The sequence below is a fragment of the Paraburkholderia sp. D1E genome (assembly GCF_052682275.1).
Map to the genome: position 1 here is coordinate 4,863,524 of NZ_JBQYMB010000001.1, position 18,891 is coordinate 4,882,414.

Sequence of the window (18,891 nt, forward strand, 5' to 3'; positions counted from 1 at the left end):
GCTCGACAAGGCAGCCGCTTTGCCAGTAAGCTGCGGCACGAACCATACCGGATTAGCCAGAGGACACCGTTGCAAGCGCGGGACGCACACGCCAATGTATTTTTTGTAGGGCTCATGGGGGCAGGCAAAACCACCGTGGGCCGGGCCATTGCGCGCCGTCTCGATCGCCCGTTCTTCGATTCCGATCACGAAATCGAGGTGCGCACGGGCGCGCGCATCCCGGTGATCTTCGAGCTGGAAGGCGAAGCGGGCTTTCGCGATCGCGAGGCGCACGTGATTTCCGACCTGACCGGACGCGACAATATCGTGCTGGCCACGGGCGGCGGCGCGGTGTTGCGGCCGGAAAACCGCGAAGCGCTGCAAAATCGGGGCGTGGTGATCTATTTGCGCGCCAATCCCCATGATCTGTGGCTACGCACCCGGCGCGACAAGAACCGCCCGCTTTTGCAGACTGAAGACCCCAAAGCGCGCCTCGAGGCGCTCTACGAAGTACGCGATCCGCTATACCGGGAATGCGCGCACTTTGTGATCGAAACTGGCCGGCCTTCGGTCAACGGACTCGTCAATATGGTTCTGATGCAGCTCGAGATGGCCGGCGTCGCCAAACATCCTGCTTCATAATGGACCGTATGATTACCGTCAATGTCGAACTGGGCGAGCGCGCCTACCCCATCCATATCGGTGCCGATCTGATCGGCCAGACCGCGTTGTTCGCGCCGCATATCGCAGGCAGCTCGGTCACGATCGTCACGAACACCACGGTCGATCCGCTCTACGGCGACCAGCTGCGCGCGGCACTTGCACCGCTCGGCAAGCAAGTCTCCACGGTTGTTCTGCCGGACGGTGAAGCGTACAAGAACCTCGAAACGCTGAATCTGATTTTCGACGCGCTGCTGGGCTCGCGCGCCGATCGCAAGACCACGCTGATCGCCTTGGGCGGCGGCGTGATTGGCGACATGACGGGGTTTGCCGCGGCCTGCTACATGCGCGGCGTGCCGTTTATCCAGGTGCCGACCACTTTGCTGTCGCAGGTCGATTCGTCGGTGGGCGGCAAGACGGGCATCAACCATCCGCTCGGCAAGAACATGATCGGCGCGTTCTACCAGCCGCAGACCGTGATCGCCGACATCGGCGCGTTGCGCACGCTGCCGGCGCGCGAACTGGCCGCGGGCGTAGCTGAAGTAATCAAGACCGGCGCGATTGCCGATGCCGGTTTCTTCGGCTGGATCGAAGCAAATATCGAGGCGCTCAATCGCTGCGAGCCGGACGTGTTGGCCGAGGCGGTCAAGCGCTCGTGCGAGATCAAAGCGTCGGTCGTGGCGCAAGACGAGCGCGAAGGCGGGCTGCGCGCGATCCTCAATTTTGGCCATACCTTCGGCCATGCGATCGAAGCCGGACTCGGCTACGGTGAGTGGTTGCACGGCGAGGCGGTTGGCTGCGGGATGGTGATGGCGGCGGACCTGTCCGTGCGCATGGGCTACCTCGACGAAGCGGCCCGCAAGCGCCTCGTCGACGTGATCGTTGCCGCGCATCTGCCCACCCGGGCGCCCGCGCTCGGCGATTCGCGTTATGTCGAACTGATGCGGGTCGACAAGAAGGCGGAAGCCGGCGCGATCAAATTCATTCTGCTGAAGCGTTTCGGTGAGACGCTGATCACCCAGGCGCCCGACGCCGAGGTGCACGCCACGCTGGCCGCTGCCGTTTAGAAACGACAAGGCACTGCAGCAAAGCTCTGTGCACCAGCGTCATGAGGCGCCCCCATGTTTCGGAGAATCCGGTGACTGACAGGCGCAGCGACGATGTAAAGCATGGCCCGGCAGGCACGCCCGTGAGCGGCGTGCCGTCGCAGGACGCACTCGAAGCGCATCTCGCGCCATATGCCGCATATTCCTCTCAATCGCGCGGCCGCCGCTATCCTGAAGCCGCGCCCAGCGCGCGCACGGAATTCCAGCGTGACCGTGATCGCATTGTCCACTCGACGGCGTTCCGCCGACTTGAATACAAAACGCAGGTATTCGTGAATCACGAGGGCGATCTGTTTCGCACGCGACTCACCCATAGCCTGGAAGTCGCGCAGATTGCCCGGTCCGTCGCTCGCAATCTGCGGGTCAACGAAGACCTCGTCGAAGCCATTTCGCTTGCGCACGATCTTGGCCATACGCCGTTCGGCCACGCGGGCCAGGATGCGCTGAACGAATGTATGCGCGAACATGGCGGCTTCGAGCACAACCTGCAAAGCCTCGCGGTGGTCGACGATCTGGAAGAGCACTACGGCGCGTTCAATGGCCTGAACCTCTGCTTCGAAACGCGGGAAGGCATTCTTAAGCACTGCTCGCGCGAGAATGCGCGGCGGCTCGGCGCGCTCGGCGAGCGTTTTCTGGATGGGCGGCAGCCTTCCATCGAGGCGCAGATTGCCAATGTCGCCGATGAGATCGCGTACAACAATCACGATGTCGACGACGGTTTGCGCTCGGGCTTGCTCACCGTGGCGCAGCTTGCTGAAGTGGAGCTATGGCAGACGCACTACGCGGCGGCACGTGGCGATTTCCCGGAAATCGAAGGGCGCCGGCTGATTCACGAGACCGTGCGCCGCATTATCAATACGCTGATCGTCGACTTGATCGATACGACCGCGCTCAATCTTGCCCGGCACGCGCCAGACTCGGTGGACGCGGTGCGTGCCGCGCCACCGCTGGTCGCGCATAGCGAAGCGATCGCCGCGCAGGCAGCGGCGCTCAAGCGTTTTCTATTCAAGAACCTGTACCGCCACTATCGCGTCATGCGTATGGCTAACAAGGCGCGCCGCGTGGTGGCCGGCCTGTTCGACGCGTTCACGGAAGATTCGCGGCTATTGCCACCCAGCTATCAGTCCACGGACGCGTCGTTGCAACCGCGCCTGATTGCCCACTACATCGCGGGTATGACGGATCGATATGCAGTGAAGGAGTATCAGCGGCTGTTCGTGATCGACGACAACTGACCCAATTGGCGCCAGCGGGTGTTGTTGCTCGATAAGCGCGGCGCAAACCGGCGCCCGCGTGGGGGCAAGGCTGGGTGAGCATCGGCAGCCGCGGGCGAACGTTGATGCAGGACCGCGCGCTAGCAGACGCCGGCACTGAAATCCAATGCCGGCGCAATTCCATTTCCGCAATCAAAGCGGCCGGCGCGGCGCCCCGTCTCGCCGTTCAGTGCAGCCGGCTCAGCACAATCCGCCTAGCGCAGCCGCGACGCGAACAGCGCGCCCGCGATCAGCGCAACGCCGCCGACGATCGCGATTGTCTGCCACGGGTTTTCGTGCACATAGTCGTCGGCATCGGAGATTGCCACTTCGGCGCGTTCACCCATGGCTTCGCGGGTGTCGTTCAAGCGGGCACGCGCGGTGTCGAGCTGCTTGCGCAATTTGCCGCGCAGCGCCACGGCGTCAGCCTGGGTCCCGTCTGCCAGGGTGGACTCCAGCTCCGACATCAGGTGGCGCAGTTCACCTGCGATATCTTCGGCCGCATGGCGGCTATGGCGAGCGATACGCCGCGCACGGCGGCTGGTGGTCGTCCAGGATTCGCCGAGGGCGTCTCGTGTGTTCGGAAGTGCTGTCATGGTCGCTCCGTCGATGAGGGTGAAAAGATCCCACGCTGTCACACAGACACGTTGCCACGCGGGAAACACCTTGGGGACGCAACTTCGGTGCCAAACCGGCAGCCCCTATGCACCGTGGCGCCGATGCACATTCCTCAGCAGATATTGCACGGGCCGACCCGATAGCGGGTCAAATTTACAAACACCCCCGCCTGCCCGCTGCGTGACTGACTTCCGCACGTCGCGAACCGTCTCTCGAAGCGAGCCCAAAATAAAAAACGCCGCCATTTGATATATGACAGCGTTGTCCAAGCCACGAAAATTCGACTACCCTAACTTAACGGCCCCAATTTCGTGACGCGTTAGAAACGGTAACCGATGTTGACGTAGGTAACGATCGGGTTCAGCTTGATCTTGGTTTGCGATTGCACATTCAGCGTTCCGACCGGCGTGCTTGCAGCGGTGTTCAGCTTGGCGGTTGTGCTGAGCGGCAGGTACGAAATCGAGACGCCCGCGAACCAATGCTGGTTGAACGCATAGGTGAAACCCGCATTAAACACCGGCTCCCACGAACTATCCGTAGTGACACTGGTCGGACCATGCAGGACGTTTGCTTCGAATGCGCTGTTGGTGATCCTTTCGTCGGAGAACCAGATGCGGCTCACACCAACGCCGAGATACGGGCGGAACGTGGCGGTCGGAGCGTTGAAGTAGTACTTGAACAGCAGAGTCGGGCTCCACTGTTTTGCCTGACCGAGCTTGCCGAATTGTTCGAGGCTACCCGTGCCGTTCAGGTCGAACGAAGGCGGATAGCCGATCACGAATTCGGTGGCGATGTGATCGGTGATGAAGTAGCCGGCGGTCAGGCCGATAGTATCGGCCGAACTCAGTGATGCGCCGGTGTTGGGTTCGGTGATGTTGGTCGGGCTGCCGCCTATGCTTGTCACTCTCAACGGGTCGCTGCTCGATTGAGGCGCAAGATGGAACCAGCCTGTCGTGACGTAAAAGCTGCCGGCCGATTGCGCGTGCGCTGCTGTGCTCATGCAGGCTAGCGCCGCGATCCCCGTTACGGCCTGTTTTAATTTCATATGTGCTCCTCCAGAAAAGGCCCGCTCATTATGACTACAACGTTTGAAACAAACCATACGCGGCGGTTAGAGCTTTCTCCCTAGGCTCCGCGCGGTTTCTGGCTTAGCCGTGCTGCGCCGAACCCCGGGCGCGCACGGTTCTTCGGACCTTCGGGTATGTACCAACGCGACTATTGGATACTCCAGCATGGCACGGCTTGCACGTCTCTATGTCCCTGACCAGCCGCAGCACGTCATCCTCCGTGGACTCGATCAGCAGCCCGCATTTGTCGACGACCAGGACTACGAGCTTTTCATCGACTGTTTGAAAGCGGCTTCACGCGACCATCACTTGTCCATCCACGCGTATGCGTTGATGCCGGGCTCAGTCCAACTGCTCGTCACGCCCACTGAGGAGTCGAGCCTGCCGAAGGCCATGCAGGCAGTGGGGCGCCGCTACGTTGCGCACTTCAACCGGCGTTATGCGCGCCGCGGCACACTGTGGGAGGGTCGCTACCGTGCCACGGTAATCGAAGGCGAGCGGTATTTCCTGCTGGCGAGCCGCGTTGTCGAGATGTCGCCGGTGCGCGCCGGGCTGGTGAGCGCGCCGGAGGACTACCGCTGGTCGAGTTATCGCCATCACATCGGCCTGACGCTCGACAGCCTGATTACCGACCATCCGTTGTACTGGTCGCTCGGCAATACGCCATTCGAACGGCAGCGCGCTTACCGTGAACTGTGCGAGCAGCCGCTCGACGAACGCGAAGCCAGTCAGCTTCAGCAGGCCACCCTGAAAGGCTGGGTTCTGGGCAGCGATACCTACCGCGAATGGGCGGCGCGTGCCGCCAACCGGCGCGTTTCTCCGTTGCCGCGTGGGCGGCCGCGCAAGGTGCGCGAAACGCCACAGACGCAATAAAGCGTTTCACATCAAAGGGCCGCACCCGGAACGGCATCTTCGTATGCCGTTTTCTTTTGCACCTTTATGATATGACACTAATAAAAAACTCCCGCAATGCACCAACTTGATAATTAGGGATCGATCATCACGTTTTATTTGCTATTCCATTGATTCGTCGCGTATATTCCGAATTCCGGCGGATTTTGATACGCGTAGCATCAAGCGTGCTGAGTCGCCGACGCGGTTGCGGTGCGAGCTGCGGCAATAGAAAAACGGTTTAACGGCCTGTCCGGCCCCTCACAGACGGTGTCCCCATGAACGACCACCAGCAACCGACTCACCCGGTTCCCGCCGCGCAGGGTCTGTACGACCCGCAAAACGAACATGACGCCTGCGGCGTCGGTTTCGTTGCCCATATCAAGGGCAAGAAAAGCCACGAGATCATCGAGCAAGGCCTGAAGATTCTCGAAAACCTCGACCACCGGGGCGCCGTCGGCGCCGATCCGCTGATGGGCGACGGCGCGGGCATCCTGATCCAGATCCCGGACGGTTTCTATCGTGAGGAAATGGCCAAGCAGGGCGTGGTGCTGCCCCCGAACGGCGAGTACGGCGTCGGCATGGTCTTCCTGCCGAAAGAACACGCATCGCGTCTCGCATGCGAACAGGAGCTGGAACGGACGGTGAAGGCCGAAGGCCAGGTCGTGCTGGGCTGGCGCGACGTGCCGGTCGACCACACCATGCCGATTTCGCCCACCGTCAAGGCGAGCGAGCCGCTGATCCGTCAGATCTTTATCGGCCGCGGCAAGGACATCATGGTGACCGACGCGCTCGAGCGGAAGCTGTATGTGATCCGCAAGACCGCGAGCCACCGTATCCAGGCGCTCAAGCTCCAGCACGGCAAGGAATACTTCGTGCCGTCCATGTCGGCGCGCACGGTCGTCTATAAGGGTCTGCTGCTGGCAGGCCAGGTCGGCGTGTATTACCGCGACCTGCAGGACGAGCGCACGGTGTCGGCGCTGGCGTTGGTGCACCAACGCTTCTCGACCAACACGTTCCCGGCGTGGGAACTGGCTCACCCGTACCGCATGATTGCCCACAACGGTGAAATCAACACGGTGAAGGGCAACGTCAACTGGCTGAACGCCCGTACCGGCGCGATCGCCTCGCACGTACTCGGCGACGACCTGCCGAAGCTGTGGCCGCTGATCTACCCGGGCCAATCCGACACCGCCTCGTTCGACAACTGTCTCGAACTGCTGGTGATGGCTGGCTACCCGCTCGTCCATGCAATGATGATGATGATCCCGGAAGCCTGGGAACAGCACACGCTGATGGACGAGAACCGCCGCGCGTTCTACGAATACCACGCCGCGATGATGGAGCCGTGGGACGGCCCCGCTGCGATCGCCTTTACCGACGGCCGCCAGATCGGCGCGACGCTCGACCGTAACGGCCTGCGTCCGGCACGCTACATCATTACCGACGACGAACTCGTCATCATGGCGTCGGAAGCGGGCACGTTGGTGATTCCCGAGTCGAAGATCGTCAAGAAGTGGCGTCTGCAGCCGGGCAAGATGTTCCTGATCGACATGGAGCACGGCCGCATCATCGACGACAAGGAACTGAAGGACAACCTTGCCAACGCCAAGCCATACAAGAGCTGGATCGACGCGGTCCGGATCAAGCTCGACGAAATCGAGCCGAAGGCCGAAGACGTCGCGACGGAACGCCGCGAACCCGCTGCCTTGCTGGATCGTCAGCAGGCGTTCGGCTACACGCAGGAAGACCTCAAGTTCCTGATGGCGCCGATGGCGCAAGCCGGCGAAGAAGCCGTCGGTTCGATGGGCAACGACTCGCCGCTGGCGGTCATGTCCAACAAGAACAAGACGCTCTATCACTACTTCAAGCAGCTGTTCGCGCAAGTCACGAACCCGCCGATCGACCCCATCCGTGAAAACATGGTGATGTCGCTGGTGTCGTTCGTCGGTCCGAAGCCGAACCTGCTGGACACGAACAACATCAACCCGCCGATGCGTCTCGAAGTGTCGCAGCCGGTGCTCGACTTCAAGGACATCGCAAAGATCCGCGAGATCGATCAGTACACGGGCGGCAAGTTCAGCTCGTACGAACTGAACATCTGCTATCCGGTGGCGTGGGGCAAGGAAGGTATCGAGGCGCGTCTGGCTTCGCTGTGCGCGGAAGCCGTGGATGCGGTCAAGTCCGGCTACAACATGCTGATCGTGTCGGACCGCAAGACCGACCGCGACAATGTCGCGATCCCGGCATTGCTGGCCACCGCCGCGATCCATACGCACCTCGTCCAGCACGGTCTGCGCACGAGCGCGGGCCTGGTTGTGGAAACCGGCTCGGCGCGTGAAACGCACCACTTCGCGTTGCTCGCGGGCTACGGCGCGGAAGCCGTGCACCCGTACCTCGCAATGGAAACGCTCAGCCAGCTCGCTGCGGGCCTGAAGGGTGACCTGTCACCGGAAAAGGCGGTCTACAACTTTACCAAGGCAGTCGGCAAGGGCCTGCAGAAGGTCATGTCGAAGATGGGCATTTCGACCTACATGTCGTACACCGGCGCGCAAATTTTCGAAGCCGTCGGTCTGGCTGAAGATCTGGTGTCGAAGTACTTCAAGGGCACCTCGTCGAAGGTCGGCGGTATCGGCCTGTTCGACGTCGCGGAAGAAGCGATCCGTCTGCATCGCGACGCGTTCGGCGACAACCCGGTGCTCGCGAACATGCTCGACGCGGGTGGCGAGTATGCGTACCGCGTGCGTGGCGAAGAACACATGTGGACGCCGGATGCGATCGCCAAGCTGCAGCACTCGGCACGTAGCAACTCGTACCAGACGTATAAGGAATACGCGCATCTGATCAACGATCAGACCAAGCGTCACATGACGTTCCGCGGCCTGTTCGAATTCAAGTTCGATCCGACCAGGGCGATCCCGCTCGACGAAGTCGAATCGGCGAAAGATATCGTCAAGCGTTTCGCTACCGGCGCCATGTCGCTGGGCTCGATTTCGACCGAAGCCCACGCCACGCTGGCTGTCGCGATGAACCGCATCGGCGGTAAGTCGAACACCGGCGAAGGCGGCGAGGACGTGAACCGTTATCGCAACGAACTGCGCGGCATTCCAATCAAGAACGGCGACACGATGAAGTCGCTGATCGGTGACGAGGTCGTTGTCGACATTCCGCTGAAGGACGGCGATTCGCTGCGCTCGAAGATCAAGCAGGTGGCATCGGGCCGTTTCGGCGTGACGGCGGAATATCTCGCGTCGGCCGATCAGATCCAGATCAAGATGGCGCAAGGCGCAAAGCCGGGCGAAGGCGGTCAGTTGCCGGGCCACAAGGTGTCGGAATACATCGGCAAGCTGCGTTACTCGGTGCCGGGTGTTGGCCTGATTTCGCCGCCGCCGCACCATGACATCTACTCGATTGAAGATCTGGCGCAACTGATTCACGATCTGAAGAACGCCAACTCGGCGGCGAGCATTTCGGTGAAGCTGGTGTCGGAATCGGGCGTCGGTACGGTTGCTGCCGGTGTTGCCAAGGCGAAGGCCGATCACGTCGTGATCGCCGGCCATGACGGCGGCACGGGTGCGTCGCCGCTGTCGTCGGTGAAGCATGCCGGCACGCCGTGGGAACTGGGTCTCGCTGAAACGCAGCAAACGCTGGTGCTGAACCAGCTGCGCGGGCGCATCCGGGTGCAGGCCGACGGTCAGATGAAAACCGGCCGCGACGTCGTGATCGGCGCGCTGCTGGGTGCGGACGAGTTCGGCTTCGCGACGGCGCCGCTCGTCGTCGAAGGCTGCATCATGATGCGCAAGTGCCACCTGAACACCTGCCCGGTCGGCGTCGCGACGCAAGATCCGGTGCTGCGTGCGAAGTTCCAGGGCCAGCCGGAACACGTCGTCAACTTCTTCTTCTTCGTTGCGGAAGAAGCGCGCGAAATCATGGCGCAACTGGGCATCCGCAAGTTCGAAGATCTGATCGGCCACGCCGAACTGCTCGACATGAAGAAGGGCGTCGAACACTGGAAGGCGAAGGGTCTCGACTTCTCGCGCGTGTTCTATCAGCCGCAGGTTTCGGCTGAAGTCGCACGCAAGCACGTCGACGTGCAGGACCACGGTCTCGAGAAGGCGCTGGATCACGTGCTGATCGAGAAGTCGAAGGCCGCGATCGAGAAGGGCGAGCACGTCTCGTTCATCCAGCCGGTGCGCAACGTGAACCGTACGGTCGGTGCGATGCTGTCCGGCACGATCGCGAAGAAGTACGGCCACGACGGCCTGCCTGACGACACGATTCACATCCAGTTGAAGGGCACCGCGGGCCAGAGCTTCGGCGCGTTCCTCGCGAGAGGCGTCACGCTGGATCTGGTCGGCGATGGTAACGACTACGTCGGCAAGGGTCTCTCGGGTGGGCGCATCATCATTCGTCCGACCAACGATTTCCGCGGCAAGTCGGAAGAAAACATCATCTGTGGCAACACGGTGATGTATGGCGCGATCGAAGGCGAAGCGTTCTTCCGCGGCGTCGCCGGCGAGCGCTTCTGCGTGCGTAACTCCGGTGCGACGGCGGTTGTCGAAGGTACCGGCGACCACGGTTGCGAATACATGACGGGCGGCACGGTTGTCGTGCTCGGCGAAACGGGTCGTAACTTCGCGGCGGGCATGTCGGGCGGTATCGCTTACGTGTACGACCCGGACAGCACGTTTGCCGGCAAGTGCAACAAGTCGATGGTCGCGCTCGATCCGGTGCTGCAACAGGCCGAACAGGAACGCACGGTCGACAAGGGCTTGTGGCACAGCGGCGCAACCGATGAAGCCCTGCTGAAGGGGCTCATCGAACGTCACTTCCAGTTCACGGGTTCGCCGCGTGCAAAGGCGCTGCTCGAAAACTGGGATGCGTCGCGCCGTCAATTCGTGAAGGTGTTCCCGACCGAATACAAGCGCGCGCTGGGCGAGATGGCAGCGAAGAAGGCGAACAAGGAAGTGCTCGCAGCCTGAGTTGTCGCAAGCAACTTTGCTGATCATCAGCGCAGAAGACGTCACATTTAGCCGTACCCGCCGCCTCTCGATTATTCGACGTGCGGCGGGTGTAGATCACCTCACCTGATACAGATAGAGAAGAGAACCACATGGGCAAGGCAACCGGTTTTCTCGAGTTCGAGCGCCGCCACGAGGCGTACGAAGCTCCGCTCACGCGTGTGAAGCATTACAAGGAATTCGTTGCGGCACTGACCGACGACGAAGCGAAGATCCAGGGTGCGCGTTGCATGGACTGCGGTATTCCGTTCTGCAACAACGGCTGCCCGGTGAACAACATCATCCCGGACTTCAACGACCTGGTGTTCCACCAGGACTGGAAGACTGCGATTGAAGTGCTGCACTCGACGAACAACTTCCCCGAGTTCACGGGCCGCATCTGCCCGGCGCCGTGCGAAGCGGCGTGCACGCTCGGCATCAACGACGACGCGGTCGGCATCAAATCGATCGAACACGCGATCATCGACAAAGCGTGGACCGAAGGTTGGGTTGCGCCGCTGCCGCCGAAGCACAAGACCGGCAAGAAGGTCGCGGTGGTCGGTTCTGGCCCCGCCGGCTTGGCCGTCGCGCAGCAACTCGGGCGTGCGGGGCACGATGTAACCGTGTTCGAAAAGAATGACCGTATCGGCGGCTTGCTGCGTTACGGCATTCCTGACTTCAAGCTGGAAAAGTGGCTGATCGATCGCCGCATGCGCCAGATGGAAGCCGAAGGTGTCACGTTCCGCGCTAACGTGTTCATCGGCCGTGCGGATTCGCTGCCGGCACACATCGGTAATACGGCGAAGGAAACGATCACCCCGGCCGAGCTGAAAGAACAGTTCGACGCGGTGGTGATCGCCGGCGGTTCTGAAACGCCGCGTGATCTGCCGGTGCCGGGCCGTGAGCTGGAAGGCATCCACTACGCGATGGAATTCCTGCCGCAGCAGAACAAGGTCAACGCCGGCGACAAGGTCGTGAACCAGCTGCTCGCCAAGGGCAAGCACGTGGTCGTGATCGGTGGCGGCGATACGGGTTCGGACTGCGTCGGTACGTCGAACCGTCATGGCGCGAAGAGCGTCACGCAATTCGAACTGCTGCCGCAACCGCCGGAAGAAGAGAACAAGCCGCTCGTGTGGCCGTACTGGCCGATCAAGCTGCGCACGTCGTCGTCACATGACGAAGGCTGCTCGCGCGATTGGGCGGTTGCGACCAAGCGCCTCGAAGGCAAGAACGGCAAGGTCGAGAAGCTGATCGCCGCGCGCGTCGAATGGAAGGACGGCAAGATGCAGGAAGTGCCGAACTCGGAATTCGAAATGAAGGCCGATCTGGTGCTGCTCGCGATGGGCTTCACGCAACCGGTGTCGCCGGTGCTCGAAGCGTTTGGCGTCGATAAGGACAACCGCGGCAACGTGCGTGCTGCGACCGAAGGCGACAAGGCGTATTACACGTCGGTGGACAAGGTCTTCACCGCGGGCGATATGCGTCGTGGTCAGTCGCTGGTGGTGTGGGCGATTCGCGAAGGCCGTCAGTGCGCACGTTCGGTCGACGCGTTCCTGATGGGTCATTCGGAACTGCCGCGCTAACGTCTCAGGTTGGTTTGCGCCTGTTGGCGCAGAAACCAGCTAATACTTGCAGGACGAGGTGGAGACGACAAAGCGGTACATAAGCAGTACACCAAAGCGGTAGAAAACAAAGCCGGGCACCTGGAAGGGTGACCCGGCTTTTTAACGTCTGCCCGCGGTCATTTCCGATAGCGCGCCAGCGTCAGTCCGTCGAGATCGATCTCCGGCTTGTGATGCGTAATCAAATCCGCGACCACGCGGCCCGAACCCATCGACATTGCCCAACCCGTTGAACCGTGCCCGACGTTCAGCCAGAGATTGTCCACGCCGGACGGACCGAGTAACGGCGCGCCATCGGGCGTCATAGGACGGCGGCCCACCCAGAAGTGCGCGGAAGTCGGATTGGCCGCGTGCGGAAACCAGTCGCTGAGCACTTTCATCAGCGTTTGCAAGGCCTGCTCGCGCAGGGTTGTCTGGTGATTGCCGAGTTCCGCGGTGCCGGCCACGCGCAGGTTGGTGCCGAAGCGCGTGATCGCCGTTTTCAGCGACTCGTCCATCAGGGCCGCATGCGGGGCTTTTTCTTCGTCGGTGACGGGCAATGTCGCCGAATAGCCTTTGACCGGGTAGAGCGGCACTTTCACGCCAAGCGGCGCGAGCAGCGCCGCACTGTCGACGCCCAGCGCCACGACCACCGCATCCGCTTGCAACGTCTCACGGCCGCGTTCACTCTCGATACGCACACCGCGCGCTGCACCGCCTTGCACATCGAGTGCTGCGACGCGTGTGTCGAAGCGGAACTGCACACCGTTGCGCTCGCAGATCGCACGAAGTTCGCGGGTGAAGCGGGCGCAATCGCCGGCTTCGTCGTCGGGGAGGTAGAGACCCGCGAGTGGTGTCTGACGCGCCCAGCGCAAACCCGGCTCGATCTCGACGCACTGCGCCGCGCTGACTTCCCGATGCACGATGCCCGCGTCGCGCAGGATAGCCAATGCCGGTTGCGCGAGCTCGACGTCGTACTCGCTGCGAAACAACTGCAGATAGCCCTGGCTGCGGCCGTAGTCGAACGGATGACGGCCGCGGAATTCGTGCAGACAGTCGCGGCTGTAATAGGCGATGCGTTGCATGCGCTGCTTGTTGACGCGAAAGCGTTCGAGGTCGCATTCACGCAGCCAGCGCGCGATCCAGCGCCATTGGGCCGGATCGAAGGTGGGGCGGAAGATCAGCGGCGAGGCCGGCTTGAACAGATATTTGAGGATTTTCGCCGGCATACCGGGCGCGGCCCACGGCGTCACGTACCCCGGCGCAATCACGCCGGCATTGCCGAAACTGGTGGAGAGCGCGACGTCCGGCTCGCGCTCGATCACGGTAACGTCGCAGCCTTGCTGGCGCAGGTAAAAAGCGGTGGTGACGCCGATCACGCCGCCGCCCAGAACAATCGTTTTCATGTGGTAGTACAGCGATTTCAGGCGGTGGGGCTGGTCGCGCCGAGCACTTTGCCTTTGGTTTCCGGCAGACACACTGCGGCGACGATCACCAGCAGATAGCCCGAGCCGGCGACGATACCCATCGCCTTAACAAGCGTCATGGTTTGCGACAGTGTACCGACCAGGATCGGAAAGAACGAGCCAAGACCGCGGCCCAGGTTGTAGCAGAAGCCTTGCCCCGATCCGCGGATCGAGTTCGGATACAACTCCGACAAATAGGCGCCAACGCCCGCGAAAATCCCTTGCACGACGATGCCGAGCGGGAACCCGAGCGCGAGCATCATGCCGTCGGTGATCGGCAGCATCGTGTAGACCATGCCGAGCACGAATGAGCCGATCGCGAACAGCACAAACGACGCGCGCCGGCCGATCTTGTCGCACAGAATCGCCCCGACGATGTAGCCGGTGAACGAGCCGACGATCAACACGATCAGATAGCCGCTGGTGTTGAAGACCGACAGATGGCGCACGGTTTTCAGATAGGTCGGCAGCCAGGTGGTGATCGCGTAATAGCCGCCGAGCATGCCGGTGCATAGCACGCTGCCTAACAGCGTCGTTTTGAGGTATGGGAAGGAGAATATCTGCAGGAAGTGCGAGGTATCGAAGCCGCTTTCGCGGGCGCGGCGCGTTTCGAGAAAGATTTCAGGATCGCTGACATTGCGGCGGATGTAGATGATCCACAGCGCGGGCAGCAGGCCGATCCAGAAGCAGGCGCGCCATGCGACCTGCTCCGGCAACAACGCGAAGAACGCCCAATAGATGATGGCCGCCGCGGCCCAGCCGAAAGACCAGCTGCTTTGCACGGTGCCGACCGCTTTCGCACGATGCTGAGGTGAACGGATGGTTTCGGCCATCATGATCGTCACGACCGACCATTCACCGCCGAAGCCGATGCCTTGCAGCGTGCGCGTGGTGAGCAGTTGCCAGAACGAGTGGGTGAAGCCTGACAGGCAGGTGAAGATCGCGAAAGTGGCGATGGTCCACTGGAGCACACGCACTCGTCCGTAACGGTCGGCAAGGATGCCGGCGAGCCAGCCGCCGATCGCCGACGAAATTAGCGAGCTTGTCGCGATCATGCCGGCTTCGCTTTTGGTCATACCCCACGTCGCGATCAGCGTCGGAATGAGGAACGAATAGATCATGAAGTCGAAGGCGTCGACTGCGTAGCCGCCGAAGCCAGCATAGAGGGTGCGGCGTTCGCGCTGGGTCAGTTCTGTGAACCATTGAAGAGAGGGCATGTTTTTTTGTGGTCTCCGGGCGGTTTTTGCCGACCGGTGCCTTCCGGCGGTTTGATAGTGGATTTTTGTATTCTAAGGGGACGAGGTGTTGTGCGGCCAGTTGTGGTCAAAAATGGCGACAAGTAAGGAATTTCGCTCCGGTTTCTTACCAACTACTACGATGTAACCCAAAGATTATTGACCACGGTTAAACTGCGCCCGCAGCACTCGAGCTGCGAAAATCCTCCTCACGCCGGCGCTCGCCACCCTTAATGCTCGTAACCGCAAAAACCTGCTCGCCATCCCGCCGCTCCGCGAGTACGCCTTTGCGAGCACACCAATCGCGCCGTGCGTTCCTGAAATCTTCGGCAAGCGTGCTGCTGCTTTCGGGCGTGAGTAGTTCGTTGCTGTCGGCTTGCGGGGGCGGAAATCTGGACGCTGGTGTGCCGGAAACGCCACGTCTGGCGTCGGTGAATAACTTCCGCGATGTGGCGGGTGCGGCTGCCGGCTACCCCACAGTCGACGGCAAACAGATGCGCCGCGGCACCTTCTATCGCGCGAACGCGCTGACCCTTAGCGCCGCCGATGCAACCGCCCTCGAGAAACTCGGTATCGCTTCGGTCTACGATCTACGCACGCCAGGCGAAATCGCGCGTACCGCGGATATCCTGCCTGCCGGCTCCACATCGCAAGCACTCGACGTCCTGGGTATCAGCGACTTCGTCGCGCCAACGTTCGATACGACAGGCGCCGCCGTGGGGTTCATGGAAGCCCAGGCGCGTGCCTATGTCACCGGCGCCGCCCAGCGCGTCGGCTATGGCGAGCTCCTTACGCGGCTCGCCAATGGCGCAGGCGCGCAGCTGTTTCATTCCAACGCGGGTAAGGATCGCACCGGTTGGGTCGCGGCACTCCTGCTCAGCATTGCCAACGTGCCGCTCGACGTCATCATGCAGGACTATCTGCTCAGCAACGTCTATCTGGCTCAATCGATTGCGGCGCAGACCGAGACGCTGCGGGCACAGGACGGTGATGCGGTCGCAACGATCGAGTCGCCGTTGCTCAACGTCCAGGAAAATTATCTGCAAGCGGGGTTCGATCAGGTGCAGACGAGCTACGGCACGATGGCGAGCTATCTGACGCAGGGCCTTGGCATGTCGCAAGCGACGATCGACGCTCTGCGCGACCGCCTGGTCGCCTGACTGGCTTTCGTCTGTGGCTCGCTGCGCCCGGCGTTGCACAGAACGCGTCGGCAGGTACAGACGAAAAAAAGTCCGCCCCAAATAACTGGGCGGACGGAGAAGGGCGGCATCGAGGTTGCCGGGGGCGACTATAAGGCCATAGCCATCGCGAAACCCCCTCCAGTAAGGGCGCGTAAGTGCCCGCGCTCAACGCTGCCCCCTTCGTCATCATCCTCACGTGTAGGTCGGGCCAACCGGCAATTCGATCCGTACTTCCAGCCCGCCTTGCGCGTGATTGCGCACATGGCAGCGTCCGCCGCGATCGTGTGCGAGCCGCGCGACAATCGCGAGCCCCAGGCCGCAATGACCTTCGCCGCCACGTGCGGCGTCAAGTCGTACGAACGGTTTCATCGCTGCGGCGATGCGGTCGTCGGGAATGCCGGGGCCGTGGTCGCGTACGCTGATTACCCAATGCCGGTCAGTGCGCGCCGTGGCGATATCCACCGGCGGCGAGCCGTGCTCGAGCGCGTTATCGACGAGGTTCGTGACCAGCCGGTCGAGCAAGGTGCGCGGCAGCGTGAATGACGAACCGGCGTGCAGAGCGAGCGTGAACAGCGGCGTCTCGGTGCTGTCGCTGGCGGAAAACTGTTCCTGCAGGAATTCGTCGACGCCGACCGGCGGCCCGGCGTCGGCGGACTGGCCGGCAAACTCCAGAAACTGCTGGACGATGTTGGTCAGCGAGTCGACGTCGCGGATCAGTCCGGCCCGCTCGCTTTCCGCGACCAGCACGCTTGCACGCAATTTGAGCCGCGTGAGCGGCGCTTTCAGATCGTGCGCGACGCCGGCCAGCATCACTGCCTGGTCGTCGCCGGCCTCATTGATGCGTCGCATCATGTCGTTGAAGGAGCCGATCAGATCGCGCAGTTCACGAGGGCCTTGCACGGTCACGGGCTCCGGCCGGCCGCCGGAACCGAACGCGCGGGCGGCGTCGGCCACGCGCGACAGCGGCCGCTGCATCTGCCAGACCGCGAACAGCGACAGGATCAGCGCAGCTAGCAGCATCGAGATGGATTCGACCAGGAAGCGCGGGCGCGGCGGAACGTCGACCGGCACGACAACCCAGTTCGATTTGCCGGGAAACAGGACCCATAACTGCGGCGGGCGCAGGTCGTCGACAGCGATTTGCGTGCCGGGCGGCAGGTTCTCGCGCAAATGCCGGCTCAGTTCGACCAGCGGATGCATGGTCGGCGTGTGCAGATGAACGCTCGACGGCATGTTCCAGGTGGGCACGAGGTGCACACGCATGGCGGGCGCGAGCGCGGCGCCCTTCATCGGTTCGCCGTTGATTGCCTGCAGCACCAGCAGAATGCCACGCGCGAAGCCGTCGATTTCGTGGCGCGGCGGCTGCATCACCACCAGCACGAACCACCCGGCCTGAATCGCGAACAACACCGCCGTAGACAGCAACGCCATTCTGCCGAACAGCGTGTTCAGCGGGTTTCTCATGCGCTTGAGGCAGCCTCGTCGGTGAACGGCGTGCCGTCGGCGTCGGGCACGAACACATAGCCTTTGCCGCGCACCGTCTGCACGTAGCAGGGATTGGAGGGGTCGTCTTCGATCACGCGGCGCAGGCGCCAGATCGGCACGTCGAGGCTACGGTCGCGGAAGGCGAGATTGTCGCGGTGCACGAGGTCGTGAATCAGCACGCGCGACAGCACCTTGTACGGATTGTTGACGAAGATCTTTAGCAGCGCGAATTCACTGTCGCGCAGCGGCAGCTTCGAATCGTCGCGCGACAACGCGCGCGTGGCGAAGTCGAGTTCGAACGGGCCGAAGCGATACGGCTTGCGGGATTCCGGCGCGCTCGTCGTGGATGGCCCGCGGCGACGCAGCACCGTGTGGATGCGCGCGAGAAGTTCGCGCGGATCGAACGGTTTGGTCAGGTAGTCGTCCGCACCGAGCGAAAGCCCGACAATGCGGTCGGCCACCGTACCGCGCGCCGTCACGAAGATCACCGGGATGTCGTCGCCGGCGGCCCGCAACGCAGTGAGCGCGCGCAAGCCGTCGGTGTTCGGCATCATGATGTCGAGCACGACGACCGACGGCCGTTCACGTTCGAGCCGGCGTTGCAAATGGGTGCCGTCATGCAGCACCGACGCATCGAAGCCGTTCGTCTGCAGAAACTTGCAAAGCAGATCGCGTACGACCGGATCGTCGTCGACGATAAGGACCTGTGGATTCATGGCGAAATTCTAGACTGCCTCACGCGACGCGCGATCTGGTGTTTTCTTACCAATACTTACGTAATGCCATGCTGGGCCGGCCGATTCGGGCGTCGGGCCCGCTACCAAAGGCTCACGCCATATTTCACGGCCGCCATATTTGGCAACGCTTACCGACGTTCAGCACGGCGCGGCAGTCATTTTGCATCGCCTAAATTCCGCCGATGAAAGAATCTGCGCGAAATTGCTACTGACGGAAACGGGTCGCAACGGGTCGTAAGAACCGCCGGAAAGCGCGCGTTCCTTCGTGCATCGCCACCGCGTGTGCGGCGAGATGATTCGTCGTGCAGTACGTTGCGTCGCATGCCGAAAACAGCCTAACGCCTTGGGCCCACGGCAGGCGGCGTGAAATCGAAACCTAGCGCCACGCGAGGCTCATCATGACCGTTCACAGCAATCTCACTTCAACCCGCTTTTCTTCGCTCGCACCGACGCGGGCTGCGGAGAAACCTGCTCCCTCAAGTACGCCGTCGGCCACACCGCAGGAACGGGAGTCCGTCACCGAGGCGCTGCCCTCGCTGCCGTCCGGGCTGGTCGGGCATAACGTCAACACGACTGCCTGACGCACCGAGGCCCGTGTGTCGACCTCGAGCA

The 18,891-nt window shown here is 62.1% G+C and carries 14 protein-coding genes; 8 read left to right on the forward strand and 6 right to left on the reverse strand.

Annotated elements, in window-relative coordinates; all coding sequences use genetic code 11:
• Positions 1-69 precede the first annotated feature (69 nt).
• The 3 genes from ACUN0E_RS21745 to ACUN0E_RS21755 all read left to right on the forward strand — a co-directional run bounded on the left by ACUN0E_RS21745 (position 70) and on the right by ACUN0E_RS21755 (position 2,980).
• On the forward strand, positions 70-621 hold the full coding sequence (locus tag ACUN0E_RS21745; protein WP_325043536.1) for a shikimate kinase: 552 nt from the start codon (positions 70-72) through the stop codon (positions 619-621).
• Entirely contained in the window at positions 621-1,706 is a 1,086-nt protein-coding gene (gene aroB / locus ACUN0E_RS21750) for a 3-dehydroquinate synthase (protein WP_445567924.1), read from the forward strand. Before ACUN0E_RS21745 ends, aroB begins: the two co-directional genes overlap by 1 nt.
• Positions 1,707-1,777: 71 nt before the next feature.
• Positions 1,778-2,980: a deoxyguanosinetriphosphate triphosphohydrolase gene (locus tag ACUN0E_RS21755; protein WP_445567925.1), complete on the forward strand. Its 1,203-nt coding sequence runs from the start codon at positions 1,778-1,780 to the stop codon at positions 2,978-2,980.
• A 233-nt stretch (positions 2,981-3,213) separates the two neighbouring features.
• Here the strand turns inward: ACUN0E_RS21755 and ACUN0E_RS21760 are convergent, their stop codons facing one another.
• Positions 3,214-3,594: a DUF883 family protein gene (locus ACUN0E_RS21760; protein WP_445567926.1), complete on the reverse strand. Its 381-nt coding sequence runs from the start codon at positions 3,592-3,594 to the stop codon at positions 3,214-3,216.
• 341 nt (positions 3,595-3,935) lie between these two features.
• On the reverse strand, positions 3,936-4,661 hold the full coding sequence (locus tag ACUN0E_RS21765) for an OmpW/AlkL family protein (RefSeq protein WP_408338216.1): 726 nt from the start codon (positions 4,659-4,661) through the stop codon (positions 3,936-3,938).
• 187 nt (positions 4,662-4,848) lie between these two features.
• Between ACUN0E_RS21765 and ACUN0E_RS21770 the strand changes: the two genes are divergently transcribed.
• The 3 genes from ACUN0E_RS21770 (at position 4,849) to ACUN0E_RS21780 (ending at position 12,157) form a co-directional block, all read left to right on the forward strand.
• Entirely contained in the window at positions 4,849-5,556 is a 708-nt protein-coding gene (locus tag ACUN0E_RS21770; RefSeq protein ID WP_054036587.1) for a transposase, read from the forward strand.
• Positions 5,557-5,852: 296 nt separating this feature from the next.
• Complete coding sequence (locus ACUN0E_RS21775) at positions 5,853-10,556, forward strand: glutamate synthase-related protein (protein ID WP_445567927.1); 4,704 nt, start codon at positions 5,853-5,855, stop codon at positions 10,554-10,556.
• Positions 10,557-10,687: 131 nt separating this feature from the next.
• Positions 10,688-12,157: a glutamate synthase subunit beta gene (locus tag ACUN0E_RS21780; RefSeq protein ID WP_445567928.1), complete on the forward strand. Its 1,470-nt coding sequence runs from the start codon at positions 10,688-10,690 to the stop codon at positions 12,155-12,157.
• A 158-nt stretch (positions 12,158-12,315) separates the two neighbouring features.
• On the opposite strand, the gene ACUN0E_RS21785 is transcribed toward ACUN0E_RS21780, so the two are convergent.
• Positions 12,316-13,581, reverse strand: a complete 1,266-nt coding sequence (locus ACUN0E_RS21785; RefSeq protein ID WP_445567929.1) for a D-amino acid dehydrogenase — start codon at positions 13,579-13,581, stop codon at positions 12,316-12,318.
• Positions 13,582-13,598: 17 nt separating this feature from the next.
• On the reverse strand, positions 13,599-14,858 hold the full coding sequence (locus ACUN0E_RS21790) for an MFS transporter (RefSeq protein WP_408236075.1): 1,260 nt from the start codon (positions 14,856-14,858) through the stop codon (positions 13,599-13,601).
• Between the two features lie 251 nt (positions 14,859-15,109).
• Here ACUN0E_RS21790 and ACUN0E_RS21795 point away from each other — a divergent pair, with 251 nt between their 5' ends.
• Entirely contained in the window at positions 15,110-16,036 is a 927-nt protein-coding gene (locus tag ACUN0E_RS21795; protein WP_408236072.1) for a tyrosine-protein phosphatase, read from the forward strand.
• Positions 16,037-16,249: 213 nt separating this feature from the next.
• Here the strand turns inward: ACUN0E_RS21795 and ACUN0E_RS21800 are convergent, their stop codons facing one another.
• Positions 16,250-17,521, reverse strand: a complete 1,272-nt coding sequence (locus ACUN0E_RS21800) for an ATP-binding protein (protein ID WP_408484822.1) — start codon at positions 17,519-17,521, stop codon at positions 16,250-16,252.
• The gene (locus ACUN0E_RS21805) at positions 17,518-18,258 is read right to left on the reverse strand and encodes a response regulator (protein ID WP_445567930.1); all 741 of its coding nucleotides are present in this window, start codon (positions 18,256-18,258) and stop codon (positions 17,518-17,520) included. The genes ACUN0E_RS21800 and ACUN0E_RS21805 overlap by 4 nt, the downstream gene beginning before the upstream one ends.
• A 419-nt stretch (positions 18,259-18,677) precedes the next feature.
• On the opposite strand from ACUN0E_RS21805, the gene ACUN0E_RS21810 reads away from it, so the two are divergent.
• Complete coding sequence (locus tag ACUN0E_RS21810; RefSeq protein WP_408236063.1) at positions 18,678-18,860, forward strand: hypothetical protein; 183 nt, start codon at positions 18,678-18,680, stop codon at positions 18,858-18,860.
• Positions 18,861-18,891: the final 31 nt, after the last annotated feature.